The 25,508-nt window shown below is 67.3% G+C and carries 24 protein-coding genes; 14 read left to right on the forward strand and 10 right to left on the reverse strand.

Annotated elements, in window-relative coordinates; genetic code table 11:
- Positions 1-281 precede the first annotated feature (281 nt).
- The gene (locus tag FHY04_RS17675; RefSeq protein WP_183937307.1) at positions 282-2,885 is read left to right on the forward strand and encodes an exo 1,3/1,4-beta-D-glucan glucohydrolase; all 2,604 of its coding nucleotides are present in this window, start codon (positions 282-284) and stop codon (positions 2,883-2,885) included.
- 22 nt (positions 2,886-2,907) lie between these two features.
- Here the strand turns inward: FHY04_RS17675 and FHY04_RS17680 are convergent, their stop codons facing one another.
- Both FHY04_RS17680 and FHY04_RS17685 read right to left on the reverse strand, forming a co-directional pair.
- Entirely contained in the window at positions 2,908-4,434 is a 1,527-nt protein-coding gene (locus tag FHY04_RS17680; RefSeq protein ID WP_183937308.1) for a hypothetical protein, read from the reverse strand.
- Positions 4,435-4,877: 443 nt separating this feature from the next.
- Entirely contained in the window at positions 4,878-5,048 is a 171-nt protein-coding gene (locus tag FHY04_RS17685) for a hypothetical protein (RefSeq protein ID WP_156363498.1), read from the reverse strand.
- Positions 5,049-5,322: 274 nt separating this feature from the next.
- Here FHY04_RS17685 and paoA point away from each other — a divergent pair, with 274 nt between their 5' ends.
- The 4 genes from paoA (at position 5,323) to FHY04_RS17705 (ending at position 9,768) form a co-directional block, all read left to right on the forward strand.
- Positions 5,323-5,964 carry an aldehyde dehydrogenase iron-sulfur subunit PaoA gene (gene paoA / locus FHY04_RS17690; protein WP_037529025.1) on the forward strand — a complete coding sequence of 214 codons (642 nt, stop codon included), beginning with the start codon at positions 5,323-5,325 and terminating at the stop codon, positions 5,962-5,964.
- A complete protein-coding gene (locus FHY04_RS17695; protein ID WP_183937309.1) occupies positions 5,961-6,911 on the forward strand; it encodes a xanthine dehydrogenase family protein subunit M in 951 nt (316 codons plus the stop codon). Before paoA ends, FHY04_RS17695 begins: the two co-directional genes overlap by 4 nt.
- A 5-nt stretch (positions 6,912-6,916) precedes the next feature.
- On the forward strand, positions 6,917-9,118 hold the full coding sequence (paoC, locus tag FHY04_RS17700) for an aldehyde oxidoreductase molybdenum-binding subunit PaoC (protein WP_183937310.1): 2,202 nt from the start codon (positions 6,917-6,919) through the stop codon (positions 9,116-9,118).
- A gap of 125 nt (positions 9,119-9,243) precedes the next feature.
- Positions 9,244-9,768, forward strand: a complete 525-nt coding sequence (locus FHY04_RS17705; protein WP_183937311.1) for a gamma carbonic anhydrase family protein — start codon at positions 9,244-9,246, stop codon at positions 9,766-9,768.
- Between the two features lie 48 nt (positions 9,769-9,816).
- Here FHY04_RS17705 and FHY04_RS17710 read toward each other — a convergent pair whose 3' ends face one another.
- Complete coding sequence (locus FHY04_RS17710) at positions 9,817-12,402, reverse strand: M1 family metallopeptidase (RefSeq protein ID WP_183937312.1); 2,586 nt, start codon at positions 12,400-12,402, stop codon at positions 9,817-9,819.
- A 128-nt stretch (positions 12,403-12,530) separates the two neighbouring features.
- Here FHY04_RS17710 and FHY04_RS17715 point away from each other — a divergent pair, with 128 nt between their 5' ends.
- Positions 12,531-13,505, forward strand: a complete 975-nt coding sequence (locus tag FHY04_RS17715; protein ID WP_107934454.1) for a nitronate monooxygenase family protein — start codon at positions 12,531-12,533, stop codon at positions 13,503-13,505.
- A 36-nt stretch (positions 13,506-13,541) separates the two neighbouring features.
- Here the strand turns inward: FHY04_RS17715 and FHY04_RS17720 are convergent, their stop codons facing one another.
- Together FHY04_RS17720 and FHY04_RS17725 are read right to left on the reverse strand one after the other, a co-directional pair.
- The gene (locus FHY04_RS17720) at positions 13,542-14,003 is read right to left on the reverse strand and encodes a DUF1465 family protein (protein ID WP_183937313.1); all 462 of its coding nucleotides are present in this window, start codon (positions 14,001-14,003) and stop codon (positions 13,542-13,544) included.
- A 168-nt stretch (positions 14,004-14,171) separates the two neighbouring features.
- Entirely contained in the window at positions 14,172-14,369 is a 198-nt protein-coding gene (locus FHY04_RS17725; protein ID WP_031393918.1) for a YdcH family protein, read from the reverse strand.
- A gap of 172 nt (positions 14,370-14,541) precedes the next feature.
- Here FHY04_RS17725 and FHY04_RS17730 point away from each other — a divergent pair, with 172 nt between their 5' ends.
- Positions 14,542-14,745: a YdcH family protein gene (locus FHY04_RS17730; protein WP_183937314.1), complete on the forward strand. Its 204-nt coding sequence runs from the start codon at positions 14,542-14,544 to the stop codon at positions 14,743-14,745.
- Between the two features lie 177 nt (positions 14,746-14,922).
- Here the strand turns inward: FHY04_RS17730 and FHY04_RS17735 are convergent, their stop codons facing one another.
- The 3 genes from FHY04_RS17735 to FHY04_RS17745 all read right to left on the reverse strand — a co-directional run bounded on the left by FHY04_RS17735 (position 14,923) and on the right by FHY04_RS17745 (position 17,068).
- A complete protein-coding gene (locus FHY04_RS17735) occupies positions 14,923-15,345 on the reverse strand; it encodes a PilZ domain-containing protein (protein ID WP_260171607.1) in 423 nt (140 codons plus the stop codon).
- 87 nt (positions 15,346-15,432) lie between these two features.
- Positions 15,433-15,894 (reverse strand): RNA polymerase-binding protein DksA, encoded by a 462-nt coding sequence (dksA, locus tag FHY04_RS17740; protein WP_031393916.1) that lies wholly within the window; start codon positions 15,892-15,894, stop codon positions 15,433-15,435.
- Positions 15,895-16,417: 523 nt separating this feature from the next.
- Entirely contained in the window at positions 16,418-17,068 is a 651-nt protein-coding gene (locus FHY04_RS17745; RefSeq protein WP_260171608.1) for a hypothetical protein, read from the reverse strand.
- Between the two features lies 1 nt (position 17,069).
- On the opposite strand from FHY04_RS17745, the gene FHY04_RS17750 reads away from it, so the two are divergent.
- A complete protein-coding gene (locus FHY04_RS17750; protein WP_082446684.1) occupies positions 17,070-17,324 on the forward strand; it encodes a PEP-CTERM sorting domain-containing protein in 255 nt (84 codons plus the stop codon).
- A gap of 78 nt (positions 17,325-17,402) precedes the next feature.
- On the opposite strand, the gene FHY04_RS17755 is transcribed toward FHY04_RS17750, so the two are convergent.
- On the reverse strand, positions 17,403-17,843 hold the full coding sequence (locus FHY04_RS17755; RefSeq protein WP_031441820.1) for a host attachment family protein: 441 nt from the start codon (positions 17,841-17,843) through the stop codon (positions 17,403-17,405).
- Positions 17,844-17,940: 97 nt separating this feature from the next.
- Between FHY04_RS17755 and serS the strand changes: the two genes are divergently transcribed.
- The 5 genes from serS to FHY04_RS17780 all read left to right on the forward strand — a co-directional run bounded on the left by serS (position 17,941) and on the right by FHY04_RS17780 (position 23,073).
- Positions 17,941-19,221: a serine--tRNA ligase gene (gene serS, locus FHY04_RS17760; RefSeq protein WP_183937315.1), complete on the forward strand. Its 1,281-nt coding sequence runs from the start codon at positions 17,941-17,943 to the stop codon at positions 19,219-19,221.
- Positions 19,221-19,985: a 5'/3'-nucleotidase SurE gene (surE, locus tag FHY04_RS17765; protein ID WP_183937316.1), complete on the forward strand. Its 765-nt coding sequence runs from the start codon at positions 19,221-19,223 to the stop codon at positions 19,983-19,985. Before serS ends, surE begins: the two co-directional genes overlap by 1 nt.
- Positions 19,982-21,202 (forward strand): M23 family metallopeptidase, encoded by a 1,221-nt coding sequence (locus tag FHY04_RS17770; protein WP_311725451.1) that lies wholly within the window; start codon positions 19,982-19,984, stop codon positions 21,200-21,202. Before surE ends, FHY04_RS17770 begins: the two co-directional genes overlap by 4 nt.
- A gap of 223 nt (positions 21,203-21,425) precedes the next feature.
- On the forward strand, positions 21,426-22,649 hold the full coding sequence (gene tyrS, locus FHY04_RS17775) for a tyrosine--tRNA ligase (protein ID WP_183937381.1): 1,224 nt from the start codon (positions 21,426-21,428) through the stop codon (positions 22,647-22,649).
- A gap of 106 nt (positions 22,650-22,755) precedes the next feature.
- Positions 22,756-23,073 carry a PilZ domain-containing protein gene (locus tag FHY04_RS17780; RefSeq protein WP_183937317.1) on the forward strand — a complete coding sequence of 106 codons (318 nt, stop codon included), beginning with the start codon at positions 22,756-22,758 and terminating at the stop codon, positions 23,071-23,073.
- A gap of 12 nt (positions 23,074-23,085) precedes the next feature.
- On the opposite strand, the gene recG is transcribed toward FHY04_RS17780, so the two are convergent.
- Entirely contained in the window at positions 23,086-25,137 is a 2,052-nt protein-coding gene (gene recG, locus FHY04_RS17785; RefSeq protein WP_183937318.1) for an ATP-dependent DNA helicase RecG, read from the reverse strand.
- 73 nt (positions 25,138-25,210) lie between these two features.
- Between recG and FHY04_RS17790 the strand changes: the two genes are divergently transcribed.
- Entirely contained in the window at positions 25,211-25,477 is a 267-nt protein-coding gene (locus FHY04_RS17790; RefSeq protein WP_183937319.1) for a succinate dehydrogenase assembly factor 2, read from the forward strand.
- Positions 25,478-25,508 lie beyond the last annotated feature (31 nt).

Below are 25,508 nucleotides of genomic sequence, written 5' to 3' on the forward strand. Positions count from 1 at the left end.
TGCGGTGACACCCCTCTAGGCCCACTCCCCAACCCCGTCAAATGCAAATTTCACTTTTATGGCAATTTTTGCGCCCTGGCGCGTTCTGCGCCCCCGTGACGCTTATACTGGGCTACCGAGCGGTGGCAGGCAGCACGGGAGTTCGAATGCCAGCTCGATCCTTCCCATGCTTGTAACGTAAATGATTTGCCCGACGCCCCGCTGCGGCGATAGCAGGGTGGCAATGCCCGGGGGCGTCGGCATCAGTCGGAGAGCTTCGAACCGGGATCAGGGAGATAAGGATGTCGACGGGTTTCTCATCGGTGACGATCGCACTGCTGCTACAGACCGCGGCCGTGCCGATCACGTCGCGACCGCCGGCCTCGCCGCCCCCTGCCCCTGCCCCGACATCTGCTCCAATATCTGCCGTGCCGGCCTCGAGCCCGGCGTCTAAACCGCTTTCGGCGGTCGCGAATCCAGATGTCTGGCCGACCGCCAAGGCCATGCCGTTGCGCGATGCAAAGATCGAGGCACGGCTCGACGCGATCGTCGCGCGCATGTCGATCGAGGACAAGGTCGGCCAGCTGATCCAAGTCGACATCGCCAGCATCACCCCCGCCGATCTGCGCACCTACAAGCTCGGCTCGATCCTCAACGGGGGCAATTCGGGTCCGAACGGTGACGATCTTGCGCCGCCGATCGAGTGGCTGAAGCTCGCGGATGCCTTTTACGATGCGTCGATGGCGCGCAGCGACGGTCGGCCCGCCATTCCGGTGATCTGGGGCACCGACGCGGTGCACGGCAACAACAACATCCCCGGTGCGACGCTCTTCCCACATAATATCGGCCTTGGCGCGACGCGCGACCGCGACCTGATGCGCGAGATCGGCCATGTGACCGCGATCGAGACCGCCGCCGCCGGGATCGACTGGACCTTCGCGCCGACGCTCGCGGTGGTTCGCGACGATCGCTGGGGCCGCACCTATGAAAGCTATTCGGAAGAGCCTGCGGTCCAGGCCGATTTTGCCGGCGCGGTGATCGAGGGCGTGCAGGGCAAGGTCGGCACCAGAAATTTCCTTGCCCCCGACCGCGTGATCGCGACGACCAAGCATTTCCTCGGCGACGGCGGCACCGGCGGGCGCGACCAGGGCGATGCGCTGATCCCCGAAACGACGCTGCGCGACATCCATCTTGGTGGCTACCCCGCCGCGATCGAGGCGGGTACGCAGTCGGTGATGGCGAGCTTCTCGAGCTGGAACGGCGCCAAGATGCACGGCAACAAGAGCCTGCTGACCGGCGTGCTCAAGGACCGGCTCCATTTCGACGGCTTCGTCGTCGGCGACTGGAACGGCCACGGCCAGGTCGAGGGCTGTTCGAACGAGAGCTGCGCCCCCGCAATCAATGCCGGGCTCGACATGTTCATGTATTCGGGCAGCGGGTGGAAGACGCTCTACGCCAACACGCTGAAACAGGCGCAGTCGGGCGAGATTTCCGCCGCGCGGCTTGACGACGCGGTTCGCCGCATCCTCCGCGTCAAGCTGCGCGCGGGCACGTTCGACCGCGGGCGGCCGTCGTCGCGCGCGCTCGCGGGCAAGATGGAGCGGATCGGCGCGGCCGACCATCGTGCGATCGCACGGCGGGCAGTGCGCGAGTCGCTGGTGCTGCTCAAGAACCAAGCCGGGCTGCTGCCGCTCAAGCCCTCGGCCAATATTCTGGTCGCGGGTGGCGGTGCCGATGATATCGCGCAACAGGCGGGCGGCTGGTCGCTGACCTGGCAGGGTAGCGGCCTCACCAATGCGAACTTCCCCAATGCCCAGTCAATCTGGTCGGGCATCGACGCGGCGGTCAAGGCGGCGGGCGGCACCGCGACGCTGTCGGCGAACGGCAGCTTCGCGAAGAAACCCGATGCGGCGATCGTCGTGTTCGGCGAACAGCCCTATGCCGAGTTCAAGGGCGACCGCCCGACGCTCGACTATAGCCCCGACGACAAGGCCGATCTCGCGCTGCTCCGCAAGCTCAAGGCGGCGGGCGTGCCGGTGGTGGCGGTATTCCTCTCCGGCCGGCCGCTCTGGGTGAACGCCGAGCTCAATGCCGCCGATGCGTTCGTCGCGGCGTTCCTGCCGGGCAGCGAGGGCGGCGGCGTCGCCGACGTGCTGTTCCGCACCAAGGACGGGCGCATCGCCAACGACTTCCGCGGCAAGCTCAGCTTCTCCTGGCCCAAACGCCCCGATCAATATGTGCTCAACCGCGCAGACCCCGGCTATGACCCTCTGTTCGCCTATGGCTATGGGTTGAGCTACGCGAAGCCGGGCACCGTCCCGAAGCTCGACGAGACGCGCCCCGCCGGACTCGCCGTGGCATCGAGCGGCATCGTGTTCGGCAAGGGCCGTGTCCCCGAAGGCTGGTCGCTCGTCCTTGCCGAACAGGGGCAGTCGAAAGTCCGCCTCCTCGGCGTCAATGCGACGACGACGAACCGGCGGCTCACCGCCTCGGCGGTCGACCGCCGCCGCCAGGAGGATGCACGCAGCCTCGTCTGGTCGGGCGGTGCGGCCGAGGCACGCATCGAGGCGGATCGTCCGCTCGATCTCACGCGGGAGAGCAATGGCGAGTTGAGCCTCGTCGTCGACCTGCGCGTCGATCGCGCCGCCAGCGCACCCGTCACGCTCGGCATGGTCAGCCATGACGGCGCTGCGGTGACCGTCCCGATCACCAAGACGCTCGCCACTGGTACGCCGGGCGAATGGCGCCAGGTCGTCGTGCCGCTACAATGCTTTGCCAAGCGCGGTGTCGACATGGCGGATGTCACCGCGCCCTTCGTGCTGGCGACCGACGGCGCGCTTGGGGTGTCGGTATCCGACGTGAGGATCGATTCGGCGCCGGTGACGATGACCCAGTGCGGCGACTGAGGTCGATCGGCGTCGCGGCCGCCTAGACCGCGTTCGCGTCCAGCGGCGTCGTCCGCGGTTGGAGGCGGAACGGATCGAACCCCTGCGGCAGCCCGACGCTGACGGGATTCGGCAGGATCCGCCCTACCCGCGTCGCCGCGGCGACGACGTCGGGCGCGGTCCGGACCGCGTCGTCGACCGGGTCCGTCAACCGGTCGAGCGGCGTCGTCGTCGCGGAGCCGGTCGGCTGGACATAGCGCAGCGCCCAGTCGCGGGTCGTCTCGTCGGCAAGCCGGCGGATGACGAGCGCGCGCGCCGCGGCCTGGTCGCCCCGACAGACATACATCTGCATTGCGGCGCCCGGCACCAGCGCTTCGTCCAACAGCACCTCTGCGGTGACGGGTTCGGCGGCAGCGCTCTGTCCAGTCCGGGCGAGCGCACAGGCCTGCCAGGCTTTGACGAGCAGGACGGACGCGCGGTTGACGTTGCTCCCGTATCGTTTCGCCCGGTCGAGAAAGACGTCGGCGCGCGTGAGGACCTGCGGCCAGTCGGTCTCCATCGCCGCCAGCTGCAGATAGGCGCCGTCGAGATTGAGGCCATTGCCCTGGTCGTCGGCCGGCACGGTCGTCGCGACCCTGGCGAGCAATGCCCGCGCCTCGTCATAGTGCCCTTGATGCGCCAGCGCCCTGGCGACGATCGGCGCGAGGAACACGCCCTCGCCCCGCGGCGCGCCCGCGGCTCGCGCGTCCATCGGCACCGCCGCCCCGATCTCGATCCCGTCGAACATCGGCAGGAACAGGCCGAGCACCGCGGGATACGCCTCGAGGCGGGAAAGGCGACGCGCATAGGGCGTAGCGGTGTCGAAATTGGCAGCCGCCGCCCAGTCGCCGCGCAGCTCGTCGAGGTAGCGTCGCGACTGGGCGGCAAGATCGGCACCGGCCCACTCGGCGATCCGCGGCCAGAGCGGTGCATAGCGTCGGTCGATATAGAGTGTGAGCAGATCGTCCGGATCACCGATCGTCGTGACGAGGTTTACCGCCTCGTCAGTCGCTGCGCCTGGCGACATCCGCATCGCCTCGCGCGTGCGGGACAAGGCTGCGGTCGAGCGTTCGGGCGCGAGCCCCGAACTGAAGCCGATCTCGCCAAGCCGGGCGTTGAGCCGGTCTGCCCGGCTCCGATCGCCGATCTCGGTCAAACGCCCCGTCAACGCCATGACGACGTAGCGGTCGAAATGCCGCGTCATCTCAGGCGCAAGCCGGCTAGCCTGGAGGAGGAGATCCGCGGCGCGCTGCGGTGAACCGGAAAACGTATAGATTCCCGTCGCGACGAGTTTCGGCCGCGGATCATCCGGCAGAAGCCGCAGCGCCTCCTCGATCGCCGCGACCGCGGGGCCGGTCGCCTGCGCGCTTGCGAGAACACCAGCCCGCACCGTCTGCACCATGCCGCGCAAGGGCGTCGGCCGCGGCAGTTTGGCAAGGACCGCATCGAGCCGGGCGATGTCGGGCGATCGTCCGGCAATCGCCGACGCCGCCTCCGCCATCACCGCGCGATCTGCGGGATCGGTCGTCATCGCTAGGGGATCTGCGACCTGGGCGCGGGCCACCCCTGGGGTCATGCCATAAGCCATCGTCGCGGCGACCGCGGTTAGCGCCATTCCAGATCTGAAAACCGGTCTCATGCTGTTCCCCTCTGCACAGATCCGAGCACAGGGGGGGCAGACTGTCCATCGCTCCATCTCCGACTTTTTTTGACGTCGAGTCGCGGCACCGATGAAAGCGCGAGGATGCGGACTGCGCGCGCGCTGCAGCAACCAGCAGCGCGCACAGTCAGCGCGAGCGACGCTGGTCACGGATCGCCGCGGTTATCGCCTGCCTTAACTGGCATCGGCGGCGCGCGAGCCGATCAAACGCCGAGATTGATCATGCCCAGACGGTCCAGCTGACGATCCTCAAGAACGGGACCTTTCCCCGGCGCCACGACTGACGTGGTTTCGACTCGCCGAGCGCGAGGCCCTCAGGCGGGGTCCGCGCTGCCCTGTTCGGTGATCGGATGGAGCGCGGCTCGCACGTTGACCGACGTCAGCTCCTGTTCGATCCAGTCGACACAATCGCTGATCTTCGCGCCGACCAGCGCATTGCCGCCTTCGTCCGCGATGCGCAGCGCCTCCTCGAGGAGGAAAGCCATCGACCTCAGTCGAGCAACCGTCTGCGCGTAACTCTGCATCGCTCAATCCCTTGATCGTGATCATGACGATATCAGAATTGCGTGCGATTTGAAGGGTCAATGACGGTGTCGGATTGGGACTTTTGGCTTAGGCCGTCGATTATTCCGGTCCCGCCCTATGGCGCGGCAGCCGCCTGATACCTATTTTTTCCGAGTTAGGGCGGATTCCGGCGTGGCGACGCAACCGGTTCCGTGGCGATCCGTTCGTTAGCGGATCAGGGAGCTTTAGATCTTTATGAACAGCAATGACGGATTTCCCGTATCGCGCCGCGGCGTGATCGCGGGTGGCGTAGCGACCGCGACCCTGACCGGGACCCCGGTGGGTGCGCAGGTGGCGGCACCGCAACAGACCCCGCCGACGACGATGCCGGTGACGCTCAAGGTCAATGGCCGCAATACCCTGATCGAGGTCGATACGCGGACGACCCTGCTCGACGCGCTGCGCGAGACGATGAAGCTGACGGGCACGAAGAAGGGCTGTGATCACGGCCAGTGCGGCGCCTGCACGGTCATCGTCGAGGGCCGGCGGATCAACAGCTGTCTGACGCTCGCGGTGATGCACGAGGGCGACTCGATCACCACGATCGAGGGTCTGGGCACGCCGGAGAAGCTGCACGCGATGCAGGCCGCCTTCGTCAAGCATGACGGCTATCAGTGCGGCTATTGCACGCCGGGCCAGATCTGCTCCGCGGTCGCGACGCTCAACGAGATCAAGGAAGGCATCCCCAGCCATGCCACCGGCGACATCGCCGCCAAGCCGAAGGTGACGACCGCGGAACTTCAGGAGCGGATGAGCGGCAATATCTGTCGCTGCGGCGCCTATTCGAACATCATCGACGCGATCCACGACGTCGCCGGCACGGAGCGCATGGCATGAAGGCCTTTACCTTCGAACGCGCCAAGACCGCGAGCGCCGCCGCGGCAGCCGCCGTCCGCACCCCAGGCGCCAAGTTCATCGCGGGCGGGACCAACCTGCTCGACCTGATGAAGCTGCAGATCGAGACGCCGCAGCATCTGATCGACGTCAACGGCCTCGATCTCGATACGATCGCACCGACCAGCGACGGCGGCCTGCGGATCGGTGCGCTGGTTCGCAACACCGACCTCGCCGCTGACGCCCGTGTCCGCAAGGATTATGGCGTGCTCAGCCGGGCACTGGTGTCGGGCGCGTCCGGCCAGTTGCGCAACAAGGCGACCACCGCGGGCAACCTGCTCCAGCGGACCCGCTGCCCCTATTTCTACGATACCACCAAGCCCTGCAACAAACGCCAGCCGGGCAGCGGCTGCGCGGCGATCGGCGGCTTCAACCGCAATCTCGCGGTCATGGGGACCAGCGATGCCTGCATCGCGACTCATCCGAGCGACATGGCGGTCGCGATGCGGGTGCTCGATGCGACCGTCGAGACGGTCAATTCGGCGGGCCAGACGCGCACCATCCCGATCGCCGACTTCCACCGGCTCCCGGGCACCACGCCGCATATCGAGACCGCGCTCGCCCCGGGTGAGCTGATCACCGCGGTCACGTTGCCAAAGCCGATTGGCGGCACGCACATCTATCAGAAGGTGCGCGACCGTGCCTCCTACGCGTTCGCTTTGGTGTCGGTCGCGGCGGTCATCCAGCCCGACGGTCGCGGGCGCCTTGCCTTTGGCGGCCTCGCGCACAAGCCGTGGCGGGTCGAAGCTGCCGAGGCGCAACTGCCCCAGGGCGCCAAGGCCACGGCCGCGGCCGTTCTGGCTGGTGCCCGCACGACGTCGCAAAATGCATTCAAGCTGCCGCTGATCGAACGCACGATCCACGCAGTGCTCGAAGAAGCGAAGGCCTGATCGCCATGAAGTTCGATACCTCCGCAACGACCAACCCGATCGACCGCATGAAGGTCGTCGGTCAACCGGTCGACCGCATCGACGGCAAGCGCAAGACCACTGGAACCGCGCGCTATGCCTATGAACGCAACGACGCCGCACCCAGCGCGGTCTATGGCTATATCGTCGGCGCGGCGATCGCCAAGGGCCGGATCGAGCGGATCGATTTCGCCGAAGCCAAGGCGGCGCCGGGCGTGCTCGCCGTCGTCACGCATGAAAATGCCGGTACGGTGGCCAAGGCGCAGGCGCATACCGCGCGCATGCTCGCGGGCCCCGACGTCCAGCATTTCGACCAGGCCGTCGCGATCGTGGTTGCGTCGACGTTCGAACAGGCGCGCGCAGCCGCCAAGCTGGTCCGCGTCACCTATGCCCGCAGCGCCGGAAAGTTCGATCTCGCCGCGGAGAAGTCCGCCGCGGTGAAGCCGAAGGACGGCAAACCCGATACGGCGATTGGCGACTTCGCCGGTGCCTTTGCCAAGGCCCCGGTCAAGCTCGACCAGACCTATACCACGCCCGATCAGAGCCATGCGATGATGGAACCGCATGCGACGACCGCCGCGTGGACGGGGTCGAAGCTGACGCTGTGGACCTCGAACCAGATGCTCAATTGGGCGGTGCGCGACATGAGCGAGACGCTCGGCATCCCGAAGGAGGACATTCACGTCCTGTCGCCCTTCGTCGGCGGCGGCTTCGGGTCGAAGCTCTGGATCCGCAGCGATGCGGTGATGGCCGCGCTTGCCTCGCGCGCGATCGGTGGCAAGCCGGTCAAGGTCGCGCTGACCCGTCCGCAGATCATGAACAACACGACGCACCGTCCGGCGACGATCCAGCGGCTGCGGATCGGCGCGCGCAAGGACGGCACGATCACCGCGATCGCGCATGAAAGCTGGTCGGGCGATCTCCCCGGCGGTGGACCCGAGACCGCGCCGAACGTCACCCGGCTGCTCTATGCAGGCGCGAACCGGATGACCGCGACGCGGCTCGCGACGCTCGACCTTCCCGAGGGCAACGCGATGCGCGCCCCCGGCGAGGCGGTCGGGCTGCTCGCGCTCGAGGCGGCGATGGACGAGCTTGCCGAGACGCTGAAGATGGATCCGGTTCAGTTGCGCATCGTCAACGATACGCAGGTCGATCCCGAATCGCCCAAGCGTGCCTTCTCGCACCGCGATCTCGTCGGCTGTCTCAGGACGGGCGCGGAGCGGTTCGGCTGGAACAAGCGTAATCCCGTGCCGGGCCAGGTCCGCGAGGGGCGCTGGCTCATCGGCATGGGCATGGCGTCCGCCTTCCGCGACAATGTCACGATGAAGTCGGGCGCGCGCGTCGGCATCGACAAGAAGGGCGTTGTCACCGTCGCCACCGACATGACCGACATCGGCACCGGCAGCTACACGATCATCGCGCAGACCGCGGCCGAGATGATGGGCGTGCCGCTCGACAAGGTGATCGTCCTGCTCGGTGACAGCAGCTTCCCCGTCTCGTCCGGCTCGGGCGGCCAATGGGGCGGCAACAGCTCGACCGCGGGCGTCTATGCCGCCTGTTCGGCACTGCGCGACAGCGTCGCACGCAAGCTCGGCTTCGACCCCACGGACATCGTCTTCGAGGACGGCAAGGTGAAGTCGGGCAACCGCAGCGTCTCGCTCGCCGAGGCGGCGGGCGATGCGGGCCTGTCGGCCGAGGATTCGATCGAGTTCGGCGATCTGACCAAGACCTATGCGCAGTCGACCTTCGGCGCGCATTTCGTCGAGGTCGCGGTCGATTCGGCGACCGGCGAGGTTCGGGTACGCCGCATGAGCGGTGCGTTTGCCGCCGGGCGGATCCTCAACCCCAAGTCGGCGCGCAGCCAGGTCATCGGCGCGATGACCATGGGCGTCGGTGCGGCGCTGATGGAGGACGCGGTCGTCGACAAGAGGTTCGGCTATTTCGTCAATCACGACATGGCAGAATATCATGTCCCGGTGCATGCCGACGTGCCCTATCAGGACGTGTTTTTCATGGACGAGACCGATGCCAAGTCGTCGCCGATGAAGGCCAAGGGTGTCGGCGAGCTCGGCATCTGCGGCGTCGGCGCGGCGGTCGCGAATGCGGTCTACAATGCCTGCGGCGTTCGGATCCGCGAATATCCGCTGACGCTCGACAAGGTGATCAAGGGCATGCCGCCCGTCGCCTGACGGCCCGTCCTGCCGCCCTTGCAGAGGATCCCGCCGTATCGCAGACATCGAACTGATGATCTGCGGTGCGGCGGTGTCGTTTCAGGCATTGCCGCGGACCGCGGGTTCGACGGAGAGACGACGCGATGCCGCTTTATGCCCTGGGCGACAAACGCCCCACCTGCCACCCGACCGCCTGGGTCGCGCCAAGCGCCGATCTGATCGCCGATGTCCAGCTCGGAGAGGCGGCAAGCGTCTGGTTCGGGGCGGTCGTCCGCGCGGACAATACGCCGATCGTCATCGGCGCGCGGAGCAACATCCAGGAGGGCGCGATGCTCCATTCGGATCCCGGCGCGCCGCTTCGGATCGGCGAGGATTGCACGATCGGCCACCACGCGATCCTTCACGGCTGCACGGTCGGCGACCGGTCGCTGATCGGCATGGGGGCGATCCTGCTCAATCATGCGGTGATTCCTGAGGACTGCATCGTCGGCGCCGGCGCGCTCGTCACCGAGGGCAAGACCTTCCCCGCGGGCAGCCTGATCATCGGCAGCCCTGCCCGCGCCGTCCGGCAACTCGATGCGGAGGCGATCGCGGCGCTCCGCGTCTCCGCCCGGCATTATGTCGAGAAGGCCCGCGCCTGCGCAACCGGGCTGACCCGTATCGACTAGCCATGCGCACCGAACCCCGGGAATCGCCCGGGGTCCGGTGCCGCTGTGTCAGCGTGCGACCCATTTGGTGACGGCGGGACGCAGCTGGTCGGCGGCGGCCTTGCGGACCGCGATCGTCGACAGCGACCGCGTCACGCCGCCCCGTGACGAGGCGGGCAGATATTTGTCCGCGAAGGCGCTGATCTTGCCCGGCATCGCCGGATCGTTAGAGCCCGCGCCGAGCCCGACGATATAGCCAGATCGCGTGCTCGCCTCGAGGAAGCTCTCGACCAGCTCACGGTTCGCGACCGCCCAGTCGAACGCCAGGTCGGGATGCGCCCCCGCGACGGCGCGGAGCAGCCCGGCCTTTTGCGGCGCGGTGATCGTGTCGGTCTTAAGCAGCGCGAGCGCCCGCCCCGCGGTTGCGGGATCACGCGCGACCCCGAGCAGCGTCACGAACCGGTTCTTGGCAACCGGGCTCTTCTCCGCCTTGGCGAGCGCAAGCAGCGCGTCCCATTCCACCGGGGTCGCATTGACGGCATAGGTCGACAGGATCGGCTGGCGGATCGCCGGCGGGATCGCGGTCGGATCGGTCGCCAGCGCCGCGACATAGCGCCGCGCACGGTCCGCGACGCCCGTATCGCCATTGGTGCCGAGCCGCCCGACCAGCGTCTCGCGCAAATTGCTCGTCAGCGGCGATTCGCCCGGTTTAGCCTCGAAGCCGATCCGCGCGAGCACGGGACCGAGGATCGCGACCGACCGCGCGCGCAGCGGCGCCTCGAGCGGAGTGTCGTCGTACAGCCCGGTGATCCTGCCGAGCGCACCTGCGACCGACGACCATTCGAGCGGATCCGCGTCCGGCCCGACCTTGTCCATCACCGCGAAGTAGCGCGACAGGTCCTGATAGCCGCCCGCCGCAAGTGCGAAATCATCGCCCAGCGTGCCCAGCCGGTCGGCGAGGTCTAGTCTGGCATAGTCGCGGACGATCGCGGCATGCCCCGCATCGTCGTACATCACGCGAGTATAGCTGCCCTTGCCGCGGTTGAGGACGACCGTACCGCATCCCCGGATCGTGACTCGCGACGGCGCTGCGCCGGTGACGATCGTCGCCGCCTGCGCACCGCCGAGATTGCCCACGACCAGCGGCACATGCCAGGTCTGCGGCGTCTTCGATGCCGCATCCAGCCCGAACCGGCCCTGCGTCAGCGTCGCGGTGGTAACGCCGCCGTTGCAGGTCGCGCCCGTCATCGTCACCAGCGGCACGCCGCCCTGCAAGGTGAAGTCGTGCGCGATCTCGGCGACCGGCTTGCCCGCGGCTGCGGACAATTCGGCCCAGAGCTGTTCGGTGACCGTGTTGCCGTATTTATACTTGGCCATGTAGCTGCGGATGCCCTTGCGGAACACGTCGGGGCCGAGCGTCGATTCGAGCATGCCGATCACGGCCTGCCCCTTTGAATAGGTGATGCCGTCGAACGCTTCGCCAATCTGGTCGACGGTCTCGACCTTGCGGATGATCGGGTGCGTCGCGGACGTTGCGTCGATCCCCATCGCCCCCTCGCGCTCGCCCGACACCGCGGCCGCCTCGGATTTCCACGCTGGCACGAGTACGCCGCTCGACTTGCCCTCCATCCACGAGGCGAACCCCTCGTTCAGCCACAGATCGTCCCACCACGCCATGGTGACGAGGTCGCCGAACCACTGGTGCGCCATTTCATGCGCGACAACGGTATAAATGCGCTGCTTGGCGCTTTCGGTCGCGCGCTTCGGGTCGAACAGCAATTCGTTCTCGAAATAGAAGATCGCGCCCCAATTCTCCATCGCGCCGAAAAACTGGCTCGATCCCGGCCCCGCGATCATGTCCATCTTGGGCAGCGGATAGGGCTGGCCGAAATAATCGTTGTAATAGGCGAGCAGGTCCTTCGCGGCGGCGAGCGCATAATCGCCCTGATCGACGACTCCCTTGCGGCTGATGATGCCGATCTCGGTCTTGCCCGCCATCAGAGTCTTGCGCTCCATGTCCCCCATGCCGAGGAACAGCAGATAGCTCGACATCAGCGGCGTCTCGCCGAACTTGTAGAGCTGCGTGCCGTCGGCCTGCTTCGTGATCGCCGTCGCAGGCATGTTCGAGAAGGCCAGCTGCGCGCCCGGCGCGACCGCAGACAGGCGGAACTTCGCCTTGAACGCGGGCTCGTCCCACATCGGTGCGAACCGGCGCGCGTCGGGGGCCTCGAACTGCGTCGCGAGCATCCGCGACGACGAGCCGTCGGCATTGGCATAGTCGATCGCGAACAGCCCGGACGCGGACTGGTTGATCTTGCCCGTCCAGGCAAAGGCGAGGCTGTGCCGCCCGACGCTCGCCGCCGCGGGCAGCGTCACCGTGAGCAGCTGCGCGGCAGCGTCCGCCTTCATGGTGGCGGGGCGGCCGTCGAACGTCGCCGACATGATGTTCAAATCCGCCGCGTTCAACTGGATCGTCCGGGTCGCCTGCTTGACGTCGATGGTCACCGTCTCGGTCCCGCTGAACGTCATCGCCTTCGCGTCCGGGCGCACTTGGATATCGTAAAGGATCGGCACGACGCTGCGCGGCAACTGACCTGCGGCAAGCGCGGGCGCAGACACGGACAGCGCCAGCAAGGCGGCAACGGCAAACTTCATGGCGGCACATCTCCGGAACATTCTATGCCGACCGCTCTAAGCATTTGCGGTCTCATGGCAATCACACGTGACTGCCGCTCTAACCAGAGTGCTAGCGCAGCCGTTTCGGCTGCGCTATGAAACGCGCCATGACCGTACCCGCTATTCTAAAGAGCCTGCGCCTGCCCGTGATCGGGTCGCCGCTGTTCATCATTTCCGGACCCGACCTGGTGATCGCCCAGTGCAAGGCTGGCATCGTCGGATCCTTCCCCGCGCTCAATGCGCGACCGCAGGCGATGCTCGACGAATGGCTCCACCGGATCACCGAGGAACTGAGCGCGCACAACCGCGCCAATCCCGACCGTCCGGCGGCACCGTTCGCCGTCAATCAGATCGTCCACAAGTCGAACGACCGGCTCGAACGCGATCTCGAAACCTGTGCCAAATGGCAGGTGCCGATCGTGATCACCTCGCTCGGCGCACGTGAGGATCTGAACACCGCGGTGCATGGCTGGGGCGGAATCACGCTGCACGACGTCATCGATGACCGGTTCGCGCGCAAGGCGATCGAAAAGGGCGCCGATGGCCTGATCGCGGTCGCGGCGGGTGCCGGCGGCCATGCCGGACGACTGTCGCCCTTTGCGATCATCCAGGAGATTCGCCAGTGGTTCGACGGTCCGCTCGCGCTGTCGGGCGCGATCGCGACCGGCGACGCGGTGCTCGCGGCGCAGGCGATGGGCGCCGATTTCGGCTATATCGGCTCGCCCTTCATCGCGACGGTCGAGGCGAATGCCGACCAGGCTTATAAGGACGGCATCGTCGCGGGGCGCGCGGCGGACATCGTCTATTCGAACCTGTTCACCGGCGTGCACGGCAATTACCTGCGCGCGTCGATCGTCGCGGCGGGGATGGATCCCGATGCGCTGCCCGAGGGTGATCTGAAGACGATGAACTTCGGGGCCGGCGCCAATGCCGAGGGTGGATCGAAGCCCAAGGCGTGGAAGGATATCTGGGGATCGGGCCAGGGGATCGGCGCGGTCACCGCAGTCGAGAGTGTCGCCGACCGCGTCGACCGGCTCGAGCGCGAATATCGCGCGGCACGCACCCGGCTCGGTCTCGCCTAGGCTAGGCCCGTCTGACGGTACGCCCCGCCCGCCGCGCTAGAGCACGCGGGCGAGGCGATCCTGCATCGACAAGGCGGGGCTGGCGGCGGGCCGTGGCGCATCGAGCGCGGCGTCGAGCAGCGCGACGCGCCGGTGAAGCTGCATGCTCGCGGTGATCAGCGCCCTCGCGCTGGGCGGAAACGCTGCCAGCATCGCGTCATCGGTCACAGGCGCCTCGCCGAGCCGCCGCGCCGGATCCAGCGCCTCGCCCCGCGTGAGTTCGCCCGCCTGAACCGCGCGCTGTGTCAGCAACCACGCGAGGACATGGAGCAACCGGGTCGTGACCTTGAGCGATTCACAGCTCAGGCTGACGCGGACGAGCGGTTCGAGCCCGTCCCGGTCGGTCCGTCCCGTATCGTCGAAATAGGCCCGCGCCTCTTCGGCCAGCCGCATCGCCTCACGGTACAGCGCACCGATCATGCGGTCTTGCAGGGGCAGTTCGAGCGGTCGACCAATCATTCTGCCCGACTGCCATAGCCGCATCGCCGCGCCCATCGGGAAAACGCAGCGATGCGCCAGGATGTGTCCCGAAACGCGCCGCTTCGATCGACCGCTCAATCTATATTATGACGCAATTTGAAGGCGCTGTCCGAAATCACGCCCCGCATCCGCGCCTGCTCGGACGGGTCAGGCGATGATGTCGGGGATCAACTGGTCCTCGAACGCGGCAATTTCGTCGCGCAGCCGCAGTTTGCGCTTCTTGAGCCGGGCAATCTGCAGCTGGTCGGGAACGGTGAGTGACCAGAGCGCGGCGATCGCCGAATCGAGGTCGCGATGCTCGGTCCGGATTTCGTCCAGCCGGACCCTGATCTGTGCCTCGTCCACCATCATGTCCTTCGCCCACCCCTGCTACGCGGTCCTTAGCAAATGCAGGGCATTGCGCGAGCACCAAAAACTGCCCGAGGGGCGCCGTTCGACCGCCCGGACTCGGCCCGTCGCACGTGACAGCTCGCCCGGTCGATTCACCAATCTTCGTTAAAGACTTTTTGGTGGGGCGATGGTTTACTCGGGACCCCAACACGAATGCAGAAGGAGTTTTTCCACCAGGCAAACGACGCACCAGGCTGCGCTGGAAACCAAGCATCAAATGCTCGACCGCCGGATTTCCGAAGAGGTACACCGGCCCATGCCCGACGCGCTGGCGCTCGCAGGATTGAAGAAGCAGAAGCTTCGCCTGAAGGAAGAACTCGCCAACCTCTAGACCCCACGCCGTTCGTGGCGGCGGGCGACCGGCCTGTCGTCACGCGGTTCCGGCTTTTCCGATTCCTTCCCCCTCGGGAAAGCCGGACTGGCGGGGTGCCGGATACGCCCTGCCCCCCCGGCCGTCCATTCGGACGTGCTTGGCGAGATGCCGCTGCCCCGATCTACTGAAACGACGTTACCGCGACCGCGGCTCCCGGAACACGATCGGCTTGGCGAAGGTCGGTGTCGTCTGCCCCTGCCCGACCGACTTGCGCGCCTTCATCGGGTCGATCGTCTCGTCGAGCGCGATTCCCAGACGGCCCTGCGTGCACCACGCCACCCGTCCGGTAACCTCACCAATCCCACGCAGGTCGATCGTGACCGGCGTATCGACGGCGAGCGGCCGATCGAACTCGATCATCAGCCCGCCTTCGGACAGGTTGCGGACCCGCACCTCGTACACACCCGCACCGTCGGTATAGCTGAACCGCGCGATCATCAGCAGACTGTCACGGACCGGCCGGTTCTGGCCCGGGTCTGCGCTATCCTCGACGGACTCCCCGGCGCCGGCCCCTGCCGCACCCTCGGCGCCCAACGACCCTTGGTTTCTCATGTCCATCCGTGTTCCTGTGTCCCGACGTCGAGATATGCGTCGCATATATCAGAAGGCGGACCACGTGCCTATGCGCTGTTCGCCGACCTGATATCAGTCCTCGCGGGAGATTTTTTCGTTGCGCTCGTGGCGTTCCTGCGCCTCCACGGTCATCGTCGCGATCGGCCGCGCCTCTAGGCGTGCCAGGCTGATCGGTTCGCCCGTGACTTCGCAATAGCCATATTCGCCATCGTCGATCCGGCGGATCGCCGCCTCGATCTTTGAGACGAGCTTGCGCTGGCGATCCCGGGTCCGCAGTTCGATCGACCAGTCGGTTTCGCTCGACGCCCGGTCGGTCAGATCCGCCTCGCGCAGCGAATCGACCTGCAACTGCGACAAGGTTTCCTGCGATTCCCGCAGGATAGCATCTTTCCACTGCTGCAGCTTCTGCCGGAAATAGGCCTGCTGACGCAGACTCATGAACGGCTCGTCCGCCGTCGGTCGATAGCCATCGGCATCATTGGCTGCTGCAAGATTGGTACCGTGCTCGTCTACGCGATTCATTACCGTTGCCATACCACTCTCCCTCTGGCCGGTCGGCGCGAAAAGCCGCGTCTCGAAGCCACCCCCAAATGGTGAAAGGGCCTATAGTCTTACGTGTTCCGGACCACAAGCGAGCAGACTTGCGCTTGGATCGATAATGAAGACACATTCTTGCGTACCGATGCATCCGGGTTACACCGCCTGCCTACGGCCTCAGCGAGTCCCGCGAACGAGCCCGTCGCCATGATCCTGGATGCGACAACTGTCCCGCCACGGCACGGTCTGCGTATTGAGCGCCCCGCCCGTCGCGATATTGTAAGAATGACCACCAGATCACGTCATGGGCGCTTGCGCTTAACGCTTTGTTTTGCGCTTTGTGCGATGACGGTGTCCGAGTGCCGTGAACGCGATCCGACGTCGTCTGCGCGTCGGCAACGAGAGAGACTTTAAGTATGTCGGTGCGGATGGCCTTGGCCAAATTATGCGCGTGCGCCTGCGGAGGCGCGATCATCGGAGGCGGCGCCGTCCATGTTGCCGAGCGTCCGAAGCGCGCGATTCAGACCAAGACGATGACCAAGCGCGTTGTCCCCCGCCAGATTGGCGCCGTCGCCCGTCCGCGCATCCGCCGCGTCGTCACCACACGGACGACCGCCTGCGCGCCGGCCATGGTGACGGTCGCCAATGCGCCCCCGGTCCCCGTGGGGTTCGCCGACCCGTTCGTGGGCGGCGCCGGCAGCCCGACCGCCGTGCCGGTAAACAGCGGCGGCGGCTTCTTCGGCGGCGGCGGCCCGGGTGGCGGCTTTGGCGGCGGCGGCTTTGGCGGCGGTTTCTTCGGCGGCGGCGGCTCGGGCGGCAGCATCGTCATCTCGTCGACCTCGAGCGGAGGCTCGTCGAGCACGAGCGGCGGTTCATCGAGCACGAGCGGCGGATCGACCTCGAGCGGTGGCGTCAGCAGCACCTCGTCGACCGGCGGGTCATCCACGGGCGGATCATCGACAGGCGGATCGTCGTCCAGCACCGGCGGCGCGTCGGTGTCGAGCACCTCGTCGTCCGCCAGCGGCGGGAGCAGCGGTAACGTATCGTCCTCGTCGAGCGGCAACGTATCCTCCTCATCCAGTGGCAACGTTTCGTCGTCGTCGAGCGGGAACGTGTCTTCCTCGTCCAGCGGCAACGTCGCCTCGTCGACCAGCAGCAGTTCGGGCGGCAACGTGTCGTCGACCAGCAGCGGATCAAGTTCGACCTCGTCGTCGAGCTATGGATCGAGCAGCGCCGGCTGGAGCAGCAATGGCGGCTGGAGCTCGAACGGCGGCTGGCATGGCTCAAACGGCGGCGGCAATGGCAGCACCGGCTCAAGTGGCGGGCCACCCGCCCCGGTTCCGGCACCCCCGATGGTGCTGCTGTTCGGCGCAGCGGCCGCGGCCCTCGTTGCCCGCCGGCGGTTCACGAAACGCGCCGCCGACTGATCCTGCATAAATCTCGGACACAAAAAAAAGGCCCGCAACAACGTGTTGCGGGCCTTTTCAACTATCGGGTGGCAATGATCAGGCGTTCTTGAGCGCCGTCTCGATGTCGGCAATCGGATGCCCGGTGAGATCCTTCGCAAGCTCGCCCGCCAGCCTGCTGCTGACCGCCTTGTGATAATGTTTGCGCATCTCCCCCAGCGTCTTGGGCGGTGCGACGATGACGAGCGAATCGAAGTCGTTCTTCAACGCACGCGTCTTGAGCAGCTCGGCTGCGTCGGCGGCGAACCGGTCTTCCTCGATCTGATGAAAATCGGTGGGTTCGACCGAGCTCTGCGCGGCACCCTGCGGGGACGAGGCGCGGCCGGCCGAGTCGGTCGCCTGGTCGCGCGTCGCGGGGTTCTCTTGCTCGACTGCCTCTTCGACGACCAGGTTAGGAAAGGCGGCATCGCCCTCGTTGCGCAGGAACAACATCTTGCGGCCATCGGCGACCATGACGACGGACTTGTGCGGAAGATCCACGGGCTTTCTCCTCTTTGATCTGTGCCTCTGCCCTCCCCAACGTCCCGCGGGCGCACCGGGTTGCGCGTACCTGCCGGCCTCGGCATAGCCTTGCGCCATGCATGATATCCGTCTGATCCGTGAAAACCCCGCCGCGTTCGACGCAGCCCTCGCCCGCCGCGGCGCTGCCCCCGCCAGCGACCAGCTCGTCGCCCTCGACGAGCGCCGCCGTGCGACGATCGCCGAGGCACAAGCCGCGCAGACCCGCCGCAATGAGCTGTCCAAGGCGATCGGCCAGGCCAAGGCGCAGAAGGACGAGCCGCGCGCGCAGGCGTTGATGGCCGAGGTCGCCGCATTGAAGGCCGCGCTGCCGACGCTCGAGGCCGACGAGGCGGCGCTGACCGCCGAGCTCGATGCGGCGCTCGCGGCGATTCCCAATCTGCCCGCATCGGACGTCCCTGCGGGTGTCGACGAGAGCGGGAATGTGCTCGTCCATGCACGCGGGACGAAGCCCGACTTCGCCTTCGCCTCGCGCGAGCATGACGTCGTCGGCCCGGCGATCGGGCTCGATTTCGAGACCGGCGTTGCGATGTCCGGTGCGCGTTTCACACTGGTCCGCGGCCCCGCTGCCCGGCTGCAACGCGCGCTGGGCCAGTTCATGCTCGACCGGCTGACGCGCGATCACGGTTTCGAAGAAGTCGCGCCGCCGCTGCTGGTACGCGACGAGGCGGTGTTCGGCACGGGCCAGCTGCCCAAGTTCGCCGAGGACCTGTTCCGCACCACCGACGGCCGCTGGCTGATCCCGACCGCAGAGGTCAGCCTGACCAACATCGTGCGCGAACGGATCCTGACCGACGGCGAACTGCCGCTCCGCTTCGCCGCGCTGACGCCGTGCTTCCGCTCGGAGGCCGGGTCGGCCGGTCGCGACACCCGCGGCTATATCCGCCAGCATCAGTTCGACAAGGTCGAGATGGTCGCGATCGTCACCCCGGACCAGTCCGAGGCCGAGCACGAGCGGATGACGCAATGTGCCGAGGGCGTGCTCGACGCGTTGCAGCTTCCGTTCAGGCGGATGCTTCTATGCGGTGGCGATATGGGCTTCACCGCAGCACGCACCTATGATCTGGAAGTCTGGCTCCCCGGCCAGGCGCAGTATCGCGAGATCTCCAGCATCTCGACCTGCACCGATTTTCAGGCGCGTCGCATGAACGCGCGCTATCGCCCCGAGGGCGAGAAGGCGACGCGGTTCGTCCACACGCTCAACGGCTCCAGCCTCGCGGTCGGCCGCACGCTCGTCGCAGTGATCGAGAATTATCAGCAGGCGGATGGCACGGTCGCGGTGCCGACCGCGCTCCAGCCCTATCTGGGCGGCCTTACCCTGCTCGAGCCCACTGCCTGATGCGGATCCTGCTGACCAATGACGACGGCTATCACGCGCGCGGGCTGAAGGTGCTCGAGGCGATCGCCGCGACGCTGTCCGACGATGTCTGGGTGGTGGCGCCGGCGGAGGAGCAGTCGGGCGCGGGCCATTCGCTGACGCTGTCGCGACCGCTGCGCGTGCGCAAGTTCGCCGAGAAACGCTATGCCGTCGCCGGCACGCCGACCGATGCGGTGATGATGGCCCTGGCCCGCATCATGAAGGACAGCCCCCCCGACCTGATCCTGTCGGGGGTCAATCGCGGTGCCAACCTCGCCGAGGACGTGACCTATTCGGGCACCGTCTCCGCTGCGATGGAGGGTGCGCTGGCCGGGGTCCGGTCGATCGCGCTGAGCCAGGTCTATAGCCGCGAAGGCATGGGCGATTCGGTCCCGTTCGAGGTCGCCGCCGCCTGGGGCGAACGTGTCCTGCGCCCGCTGCTCGATGCGCCGCTCGCCCCCCGCACCCTCGTCAACGTCAACTTCCCCGTCGGTTCGGCGGATGCGGTGCGCGGCATTCGCGTCGTCGGCCAGGGCCTGCGCGACTATGGCCGGTTGCAGATCGTCACCAACACCGACCCGCGCGGTTATGAGTATCACTGGTTCGCGCTCAGCGGCGCGGTCGAGACGCCGCTCCACGCGACCGATCTGGAGGCGATTGCGGACGGCTACATCTCGGTCACGCCGCTGCATCTCGATCTGACGCATGCCGATTCGCTGGACATGCTGGGACGTGCCTACGCGTGACGCGCGCCGCCGCGATCCTGGGCGCGGCGCTGGCTCTCGCCGGATGCATCCCGAGCGTCGACTCGCCGGTCCGGTCCGACCGCGGGCCGACGCCACAGTCGCTCGAACGGATCCAGCGCCTCCCACCCGCCGACCCGCAGGACCGCTCCGCGAACGACGCGCGCGATCGCAGCGACGCCGCCCGATCCGACACCTATGACGCTCCGCCGCGTCGGCGCACCTATCCGCGCCGCGTGGAGCGGCAGGACGCCAGCCCTGCCCCCTCACCCGTCCGGCGCGCCGATCGCACCCCCGTGCCCGTCTCGACGCTGCCGGCGCCGCGCCCCGCCTGGGAGGAGCGCCCGGTCGCAGCGGATGCGCAACGCGTCGATCAATCACTCTATACGGTCCGCCCCGGCGATACGCTGCTCGCCATCGCCGAACGCTCGGGGGCGAGCAGCGAGGCGATCGCACGCGCCAACGCGATCGAACCGCCCTTCACGATCCAGGCGGGACAGCGACTGACCATCCCGGCAGGCCGCTATCACCTGGTCCGGCGCGGCGAGACCGGAATCGCGATCGCCCGCGCCTATGGGGTCGCCTGGTCGCGCATCGTCACCGTCAACGCGCTGCTCGAACCCTATGTGCTGCGTGCGGGCCAGCGCATCGTCATCCCCGATACCGAAGGCGGCACCAGTCTTGCCGATCGGGCCGCCGCGTTCACGCTCGACGTCGACGACATCCTGACCGGCGGCGAGCCTGCGCTTGCGAGCAACCAGGCGCCGGTTCGCCCCACCCCGACCCCGCGGCGCGTCCTGCCGCCAAGCGCCGTCGTCACCGCGCCCGTACGGCTCGCGGGCGGCGGCTTTCTCTGGCCGGTCGACGGCCGCGTCGTGAAGCGGTTTGGTCACGGCGCCAGTGGCGAACGCAACGACGGCATCAAGATCGCGGTTCCGGTATCGACCCCGATCCGCGCCACCGCCGACGGCGTCGTCGCCTATGTCGGCGACGGCATTGCCGCGCTCGGCGGGCTGGTGATCGTCAAGCATGGCGGCGGCTGGACCAGCGTCTATGGCCATGCCTCGAAACTGCTGGTCCAGCGTGGCCAGAGCGTGAAGCGCGGCCAGACGATCGCGCTCTCAGGCGACACCGGGTTCGCCGATCGCCCCGAACTCCATTTCGAACTCCGCAAGGGCCGCACCCCGGTCGACCCGTCGTCGCAGCTGCCGCGGATGTAATCGGCGCGTACGGTGCCGCGGACTTACCGTGCCAAAATCCGTCATCCTGACGAAAGTCAGGATCCAGAGCCATGAGCGCCAGGGCCTGTAACCCTGGATCCTGACTTTCGTCAGGATGACGTTTGAGGATGCGATGACCGTCCAGAATGCGATGACGGCGGGACGTGACGATGACCACGCCGCCGGGATGACGGAGCGCACAACCGCTGCTAGTGGCTCCTCCATGACCTACCAGTCCGACCTGCTCACCACGCTGACCGCGCGCGGTTATGTCCACCAGATGACCGACGCCGCCGCGCTCGACGCGCTCGCGGGCAAGCAGGTCGTACCCGGCTATATCGGCTTCGACCCGACCGCGCCGTCGCTGCACGTCGGCAGCCTCGTCCAGATCATGCTGCTCCGCCGGCTTCAGCAGACCGGGCACAAGCCGATCGTCCTGATGGGCGGCGGCACCGGCAAGATCGGCGATCCGAGCTTCAAGGACGAGGCGCGCAAGCTGCTCGGCGAAGACGGCATCAAGGCCAATGTCGCCTCGATCCGCCGCATCTTCGAACGCTTTCTGACGTTCGGCGACGGCCCCACGGACGCGGTGATGCTCGACAATGCCGAGTGGCTCGACGCGCTCGAATATATCCCGTTCCTGCGCGACGTCGGCCAGCATTTCTCGGTCAACCGGATGCTCGCATTCGATTCGGTCAAGCTCCGCCTCGACCGCGAACAGTCGCTGAGCTTTCTCGAGTTCAACTACATGATCCTCCAGGCCTACGACTTTCTCGAATTGTCGCGCCGCGCCGGATGCCGGCTGCAGATGGGCGGCTCGGACCAGTGGGGCAACATCGTCAACGGTATCGAGCTCTCGCGCCGGATGGACAGCACCGAAGTGTACGGCGTCACCACCCCGCTGATCACGACCGCGGACGGCGGCAAGATGGGCAAGACGATGTCGGGCGCGGTCTGGCTGCACGAGGATCAGCTGCCGCATTTCGATTACTGGCAGTTCTGGCGCAACACCGATGACCGCGACGTCGGCCGGTTCCTGCGGCTGTTCACCGACCTGCCGCTCGACGAAATCGCGCGTTTGGAGGCGCTCGAAGGCGCCGAGATCAACGCCGCGAAGGTCGTGCTCGCCAACGAGGCAACCGCGATGTGCCGCGGCCGCGACGCCGCCGAGCAGGCCGCCGAGACCGCGCGCAAGACCTTTGAGGAGGGCGCATCGGGCGACGCGCTGCAGAGTCTCGTCTGCACCGGGACCGGCATCGGCGTCGTCGAGGCGCTGGTCGGGCTCGGCTTCGTCGCATCGAACGGCGAAGCACGACGCAAGATCGGCGAAGGCGCAGTCCGTGTCGACGGCGAACCGCTGCGCGACCCCGCCGCCACGATCCCCGTCGCCGCGCCGGTCCGCCTCAGCCTCGGCAAGAAGCGTCACGGGATGCTGCTGCCCAGCTGAACCGCCGGACCGGCACAGGCATGAACACTGCGTTAGGGATGATTGGTGGGACGGGCTTCATGATGTCGGCCTAGCCTTCGGACCGGGGCACAGCGGGGACCGACCAATGCCGAACCAAGCGACGTCGAGGGACGAGACGCGGTCAGAGCCGCGCGACGAGGTGATGCACCGAACGCAGGCGACGAACGGCACCGGCAGCGCCTTCAAGCTCATCCTCGTCAACGTCTCGCCAAGCGGCCTCATGGCGCGCTGCGACGGCGTTTTGGACGCCGGCGAGCGGCTCCATGTCCGGATGCCGATCGTCGGTGACATCCTTGCGCACGTCCGCTGGTCGCTCGGCGGACGGATCGGCTGCGCGTTTGACCGGTCGATCCCGCCCAAGGCCTATTACGCCATGCTCGCGGCGATGCTCCGCACCAGCTGACCGGGCAGATCGTTACCCGGACCGTAGCAACGCCACCCCGGCATCGCGGTCGAACAGGTACAGCGCGGTGCGCGCCGCCTGCCCACGCGGTCCCTCCAGCCCACCGTCGCGATCGATCAACAGCCGCGCATCGTCATGCGCGCATTGCAGCAGGTCGGCCATCATGTCCGGCGTCGCGAGCCGGAACGCCATCTCGCCCGACTGCTTCGTGCCGAGCAGTTCACCCGCGCCGCGCAACCGCAGATCCTCCTCGGCGATCCGGAACCCGTCATTGGTCTCGCGCATCAGCGCCAGCCGCGCGCGCGACGTCTCGCTGAGCGAGCTCCCACGCATCAGCAGGCAGATCGACCGGCCGGTCCCACGCCCGACCCGACCGCGCAGCTGGTGCAGCTGCGCAAGGCCGAAGCGGTCGGCATGCTCGATCACGATCAGCGTCGCGTTGGGCACGTCAACGCCGACCTCGATCACCGTCGTCGCGACCAGAACGGCGGTGCGCGCGGCGGAGAACTCAGCCATCACCGCGTCCTTCTCAGCGGGCTTCATCCGGCCATGAACCAGCGCCACCTTGTCGCCGAACCGCGCACGCAGCGTCTCCGCACGCATCTCGGCGGCGGCAAGATCGCTCTTCTCGCTCTCCTCGACCAGCGGGCACACCCAATAGGCCTGCCCCCCGTCCGCCAGATGCCGGCCGAGCGCGTTGACCACGTCGTCGAGCCGATCCTCCGAGATCACCCGCGTCTCGATCGGCTGGCGGCCCGGCGGCATCTCGTCGAGCCGGCTGACGTCCATCTCGCCATATTGCGCGAGCGTCAGCGTCCGCGGGATCGGCGTCGCGGTCATCGCCAGCAAATGCGGCGGCGCGATCCCCTTGGCCTGCAGTGTCATCCGCTGCGCGACGCCGAACCGGTGCTGCTCGTCGACCACCACCAGCGCGAGGTCCTTATAGGCGACCGCGTCTTGGAAGATCGCGTGCGTACCGACGAGGATATCGATCTCGCCGCTCGCCAGCGCCATCAGCGTCGCCTCGCGCACGCGCCCCTTGTCGCGCCCGGTCAGCACGCCGACCTCGATCGGCAGCCCGGCGAGCGTCTTTCGCAGTGTTTCGTAATGCTGGCGCGCGAGGATCTCGGTCGGCGCGAGCATCGCCGCCTGCGCGCCCGCCTCGACCGCGATCAGCATCGCCATCGCCGCGACCAAAGTCTTGCCCGAGCCGACATCACCCTGCAGCAGCCGCAGCATCGGCGCGGTCTGCGCGAGGTCGCCCTCGATCTCCCCCACCGTCCGCGATTGCGCGCCGGTCAGCGTGTAGGGCAGTTTGAGCATGCCCCGCAGCCGCCTGTCGCCATGCAGCGCACGCCCGCGTCGTTTCCGCGTATCGGCGCGGACGAGCGTCATCGCGAGCTGGTTGGCGAACACCTCGTCATAGGCCAGCCGCTCGCGCGCCTTGGCGTCCGAGGGATCGGCGTGGATCCGCGCCAGCGATTCGTGCCAGCCCGGCCATTCGCGTTTCGCCTTCAGCCCCGGCTCGATCCATTCGGCCAGATCGGGCGCACGCGCGACCGCCTGCGTCGTCAGCGCCGCCAGCCGCCGCGAGGTCAGCCCCTCCGACAACGGATAGATCGGCTCGCGCTCGCGCAACTCCTCGTCCTGCTCGACGATGTCCGGGTGGACGATCTGCAGTTCCTGGCCATATTCGTCGAGCCGCCCCGACACGCGCCTGGCCTCGCCGATCGGCAGCAGCTTCTTCGCCCAGCCCGAACTGCCGCCGAAGAAGACGAGGCTGACATAGTTGCCATGCTCGTCGGTCGCCTGCACGCGCGTCGGGCCACGCCCCGCGCTGACGCGATACTCGCGTGCGGTCAGCGTGATGACGATGATCCGCCCGGCATCGCTCGACATCAGCTCGGTGCGCGGCACCCGATCGACATAGCCGGTCGGCAGATGGAAGGCGACGTCGACGACGCGCGCGAGCCCGAGCCGGTCGAGCGGCTTGGCGAGCGCAGGCCCCACCCCTTTCAGGACGAGGGTTTCGGCGAACAGCGGATTGAGGATTTCGGGTCGCATGACTATCTGCCCCCTATAGCCCAGCCGACGCCCGCCGCCAGCGGGTCGCCGGTCAATCGGCGTTGGAGATATGATGGACCACGAAACCCGCCTCAAGCGCCTCGGCTTCCGCAGCTCGCACCGCGGCACGCGCGAAGCCGACATGATGATCGGCGGCTTTTTCGAAACCTATGGCCACAGCTGGACACCCGAGCAGCTCGACTGGTTCGAGGCGCTGCTCGAACAGCAAGACGTGGACATCATGGGCTGGGCGATCGGCTCGATCCCCTGCCCGCCCGAATGGGACGGCCCGATGATGCAGGCGATGCGCGACATCAACTACGTCACGGTCGTGAAGTAACCTACTCCCTCTCCCCTCGGGGGAGAGGGTC

This window comes from Sphingomonas sp. BK481, assembly GCF_014194875.1.
In the GTDB taxonomy this organism is placed as follows: domain Bacteria; phylum Pseudomonadota; class Alphaproteobacteria; order Sphingomonadales; family Sphingomonadaceae; genus Sphingomonas; species Sphingomonas aerolata.

What these genes read in the sequence shown, in the direction of transcription:
- surE (WP_183937316.1), top strand. Translation starts at nt 19,221, where the DNA reads ATGCGGATCCTGCTGACCAATGACGACGGCTATCACGCGCGCGGGCTG.
- FHY04_RS17730 (WP_183937314.1), top strand. Translation starts at nt 14,542, where the DNA reads ATGGTTTACTCGGGACCCCAACACGAATGCAGAAGGAGTTTTTCCACC.
- recG (WP_183937318.1), bottom strand. Translation starts at nt 25,137, where the DNA reads ATGCGACCCGAAATCCTCAATCCGCTGTTCGCCGAAACCCTCGTCCTG.
- dksA (WP_031393916.1), bottom strand. Translation starts at nt 15,894, where the DNA reads ATGGCAACGGTAATGAATCGCGTAGACGAGCACGGTACCAATCTTGCA.
- serS (WP_183937315.1), top strand. Translation starts at nt 17,941, where the DNA reads ATGCATGATATCCGTCTGATCCGTGAAAACCCCGCCGCGTTCGACGCA.
- FHY04_RS17695 (WP_183937309.1), top strand. Translation starts at nt 5,961, where the DNA reads ATGAAGGCCTTTACCTTCGAACGCGCCAAGACCGCGAGCGCCGCCGCG.
- FHY04_RS17790 (WP_183937319.1), top strand. Translation starts at nt 25,211, where the DNA reads ATGGACCACGAAACCCGCCTCAAGCGCCTCGGCTTCCGCAGCTCGCAC.
- FHY04_RS17735 (WP_260171607.1), bottom strand. Translation starts at nt 15,345, where the DNA reads ATGGACATGAGAAACCAAGGGTCGTTGGGCGCCGAGGGTGCGGCAGGG.
- FHY04_RS17675 (WP_183937307.1), top strand. Translation starts at nt 282, where the DNA reads ATGTCGACGGGTTTCTCATCGGTGACGATCGCACTGCTGCTACAGACC.
- FHY04_RS17685 (WP_156363498.1), bottom strand. Translation starts at nt 5,048, where the DNA reads ATGGCTTTCCTCCTCGAGGAGGCGCTGCGCATCGCGGACGAAGGCGGC.
- paoA (WP_037529025.1), top strand. Translation starts at nt 5,323, where the DNA reads ATGAACAGCAATGACGGATTTCCCGTATCGCGCCGCGGCGTGATCGCG.
- FHY04_RS17720 (WP_183937313.1), bottom strand. Translation starts at nt 14,003, where the DNA reads ATGATTGGTCGACCGCTCGAACTGCCCCTGCAAGACCGCATGATCGGT.
- tyrS (WP_183937381.1), top strand. Translation starts at nt 21,426, where the DNA reads ATGACCTACCAGTCCGACCTGCTCACCACGCTGACCGCGCGCGGTTAT.
- FHY04_RS17780 (WP_183937317.1), top strand. Translation starts at nt 22,756, where the DNA reads ATGCCGAACCAAGCGACGTCGAGGGACGAGACGCGGTCAGAGCCGCGC.
- FHY04_RS17715 (WP_107934454.1), top strand. Translation starts at nt 12,531, where the DNA reads ATGACCGTACCCGCTATTCTAAAGAGCCTGCGCCTGCCCGTGATCGGG.
- paoC (WP_183937310.1), top strand. Translation starts at nt 6,917, where the DNA reads ATGAAGTTCGATACCTCCGCAACGACCAACCCGATCGACCGCATGAAG.
- FHY04_RS17705 (WP_183937311.1), top strand. Translation starts at nt 9,244, where the DNA reads ATGCCGCTTTATGCCCTGGGCGACAAACGCCCCACCTGCCACCCGACC.
- FHY04_RS17680 (WP_183937308.1), bottom strand. Translation starts at nt 4,434, where the DNA reads ATGACGACCGATCCCGCAGATCGCGCGGTGATGGCGGAGGCGGCGTCG.
- FHY04_RS17710 (WP_183937312.1), bottom strand. Translation starts at nt 12,402, where the DNA reads ATGAAGTTTGCCGTTGCCGCCTTGCTGGCGCTGTCCGTGTCTGCGCCC.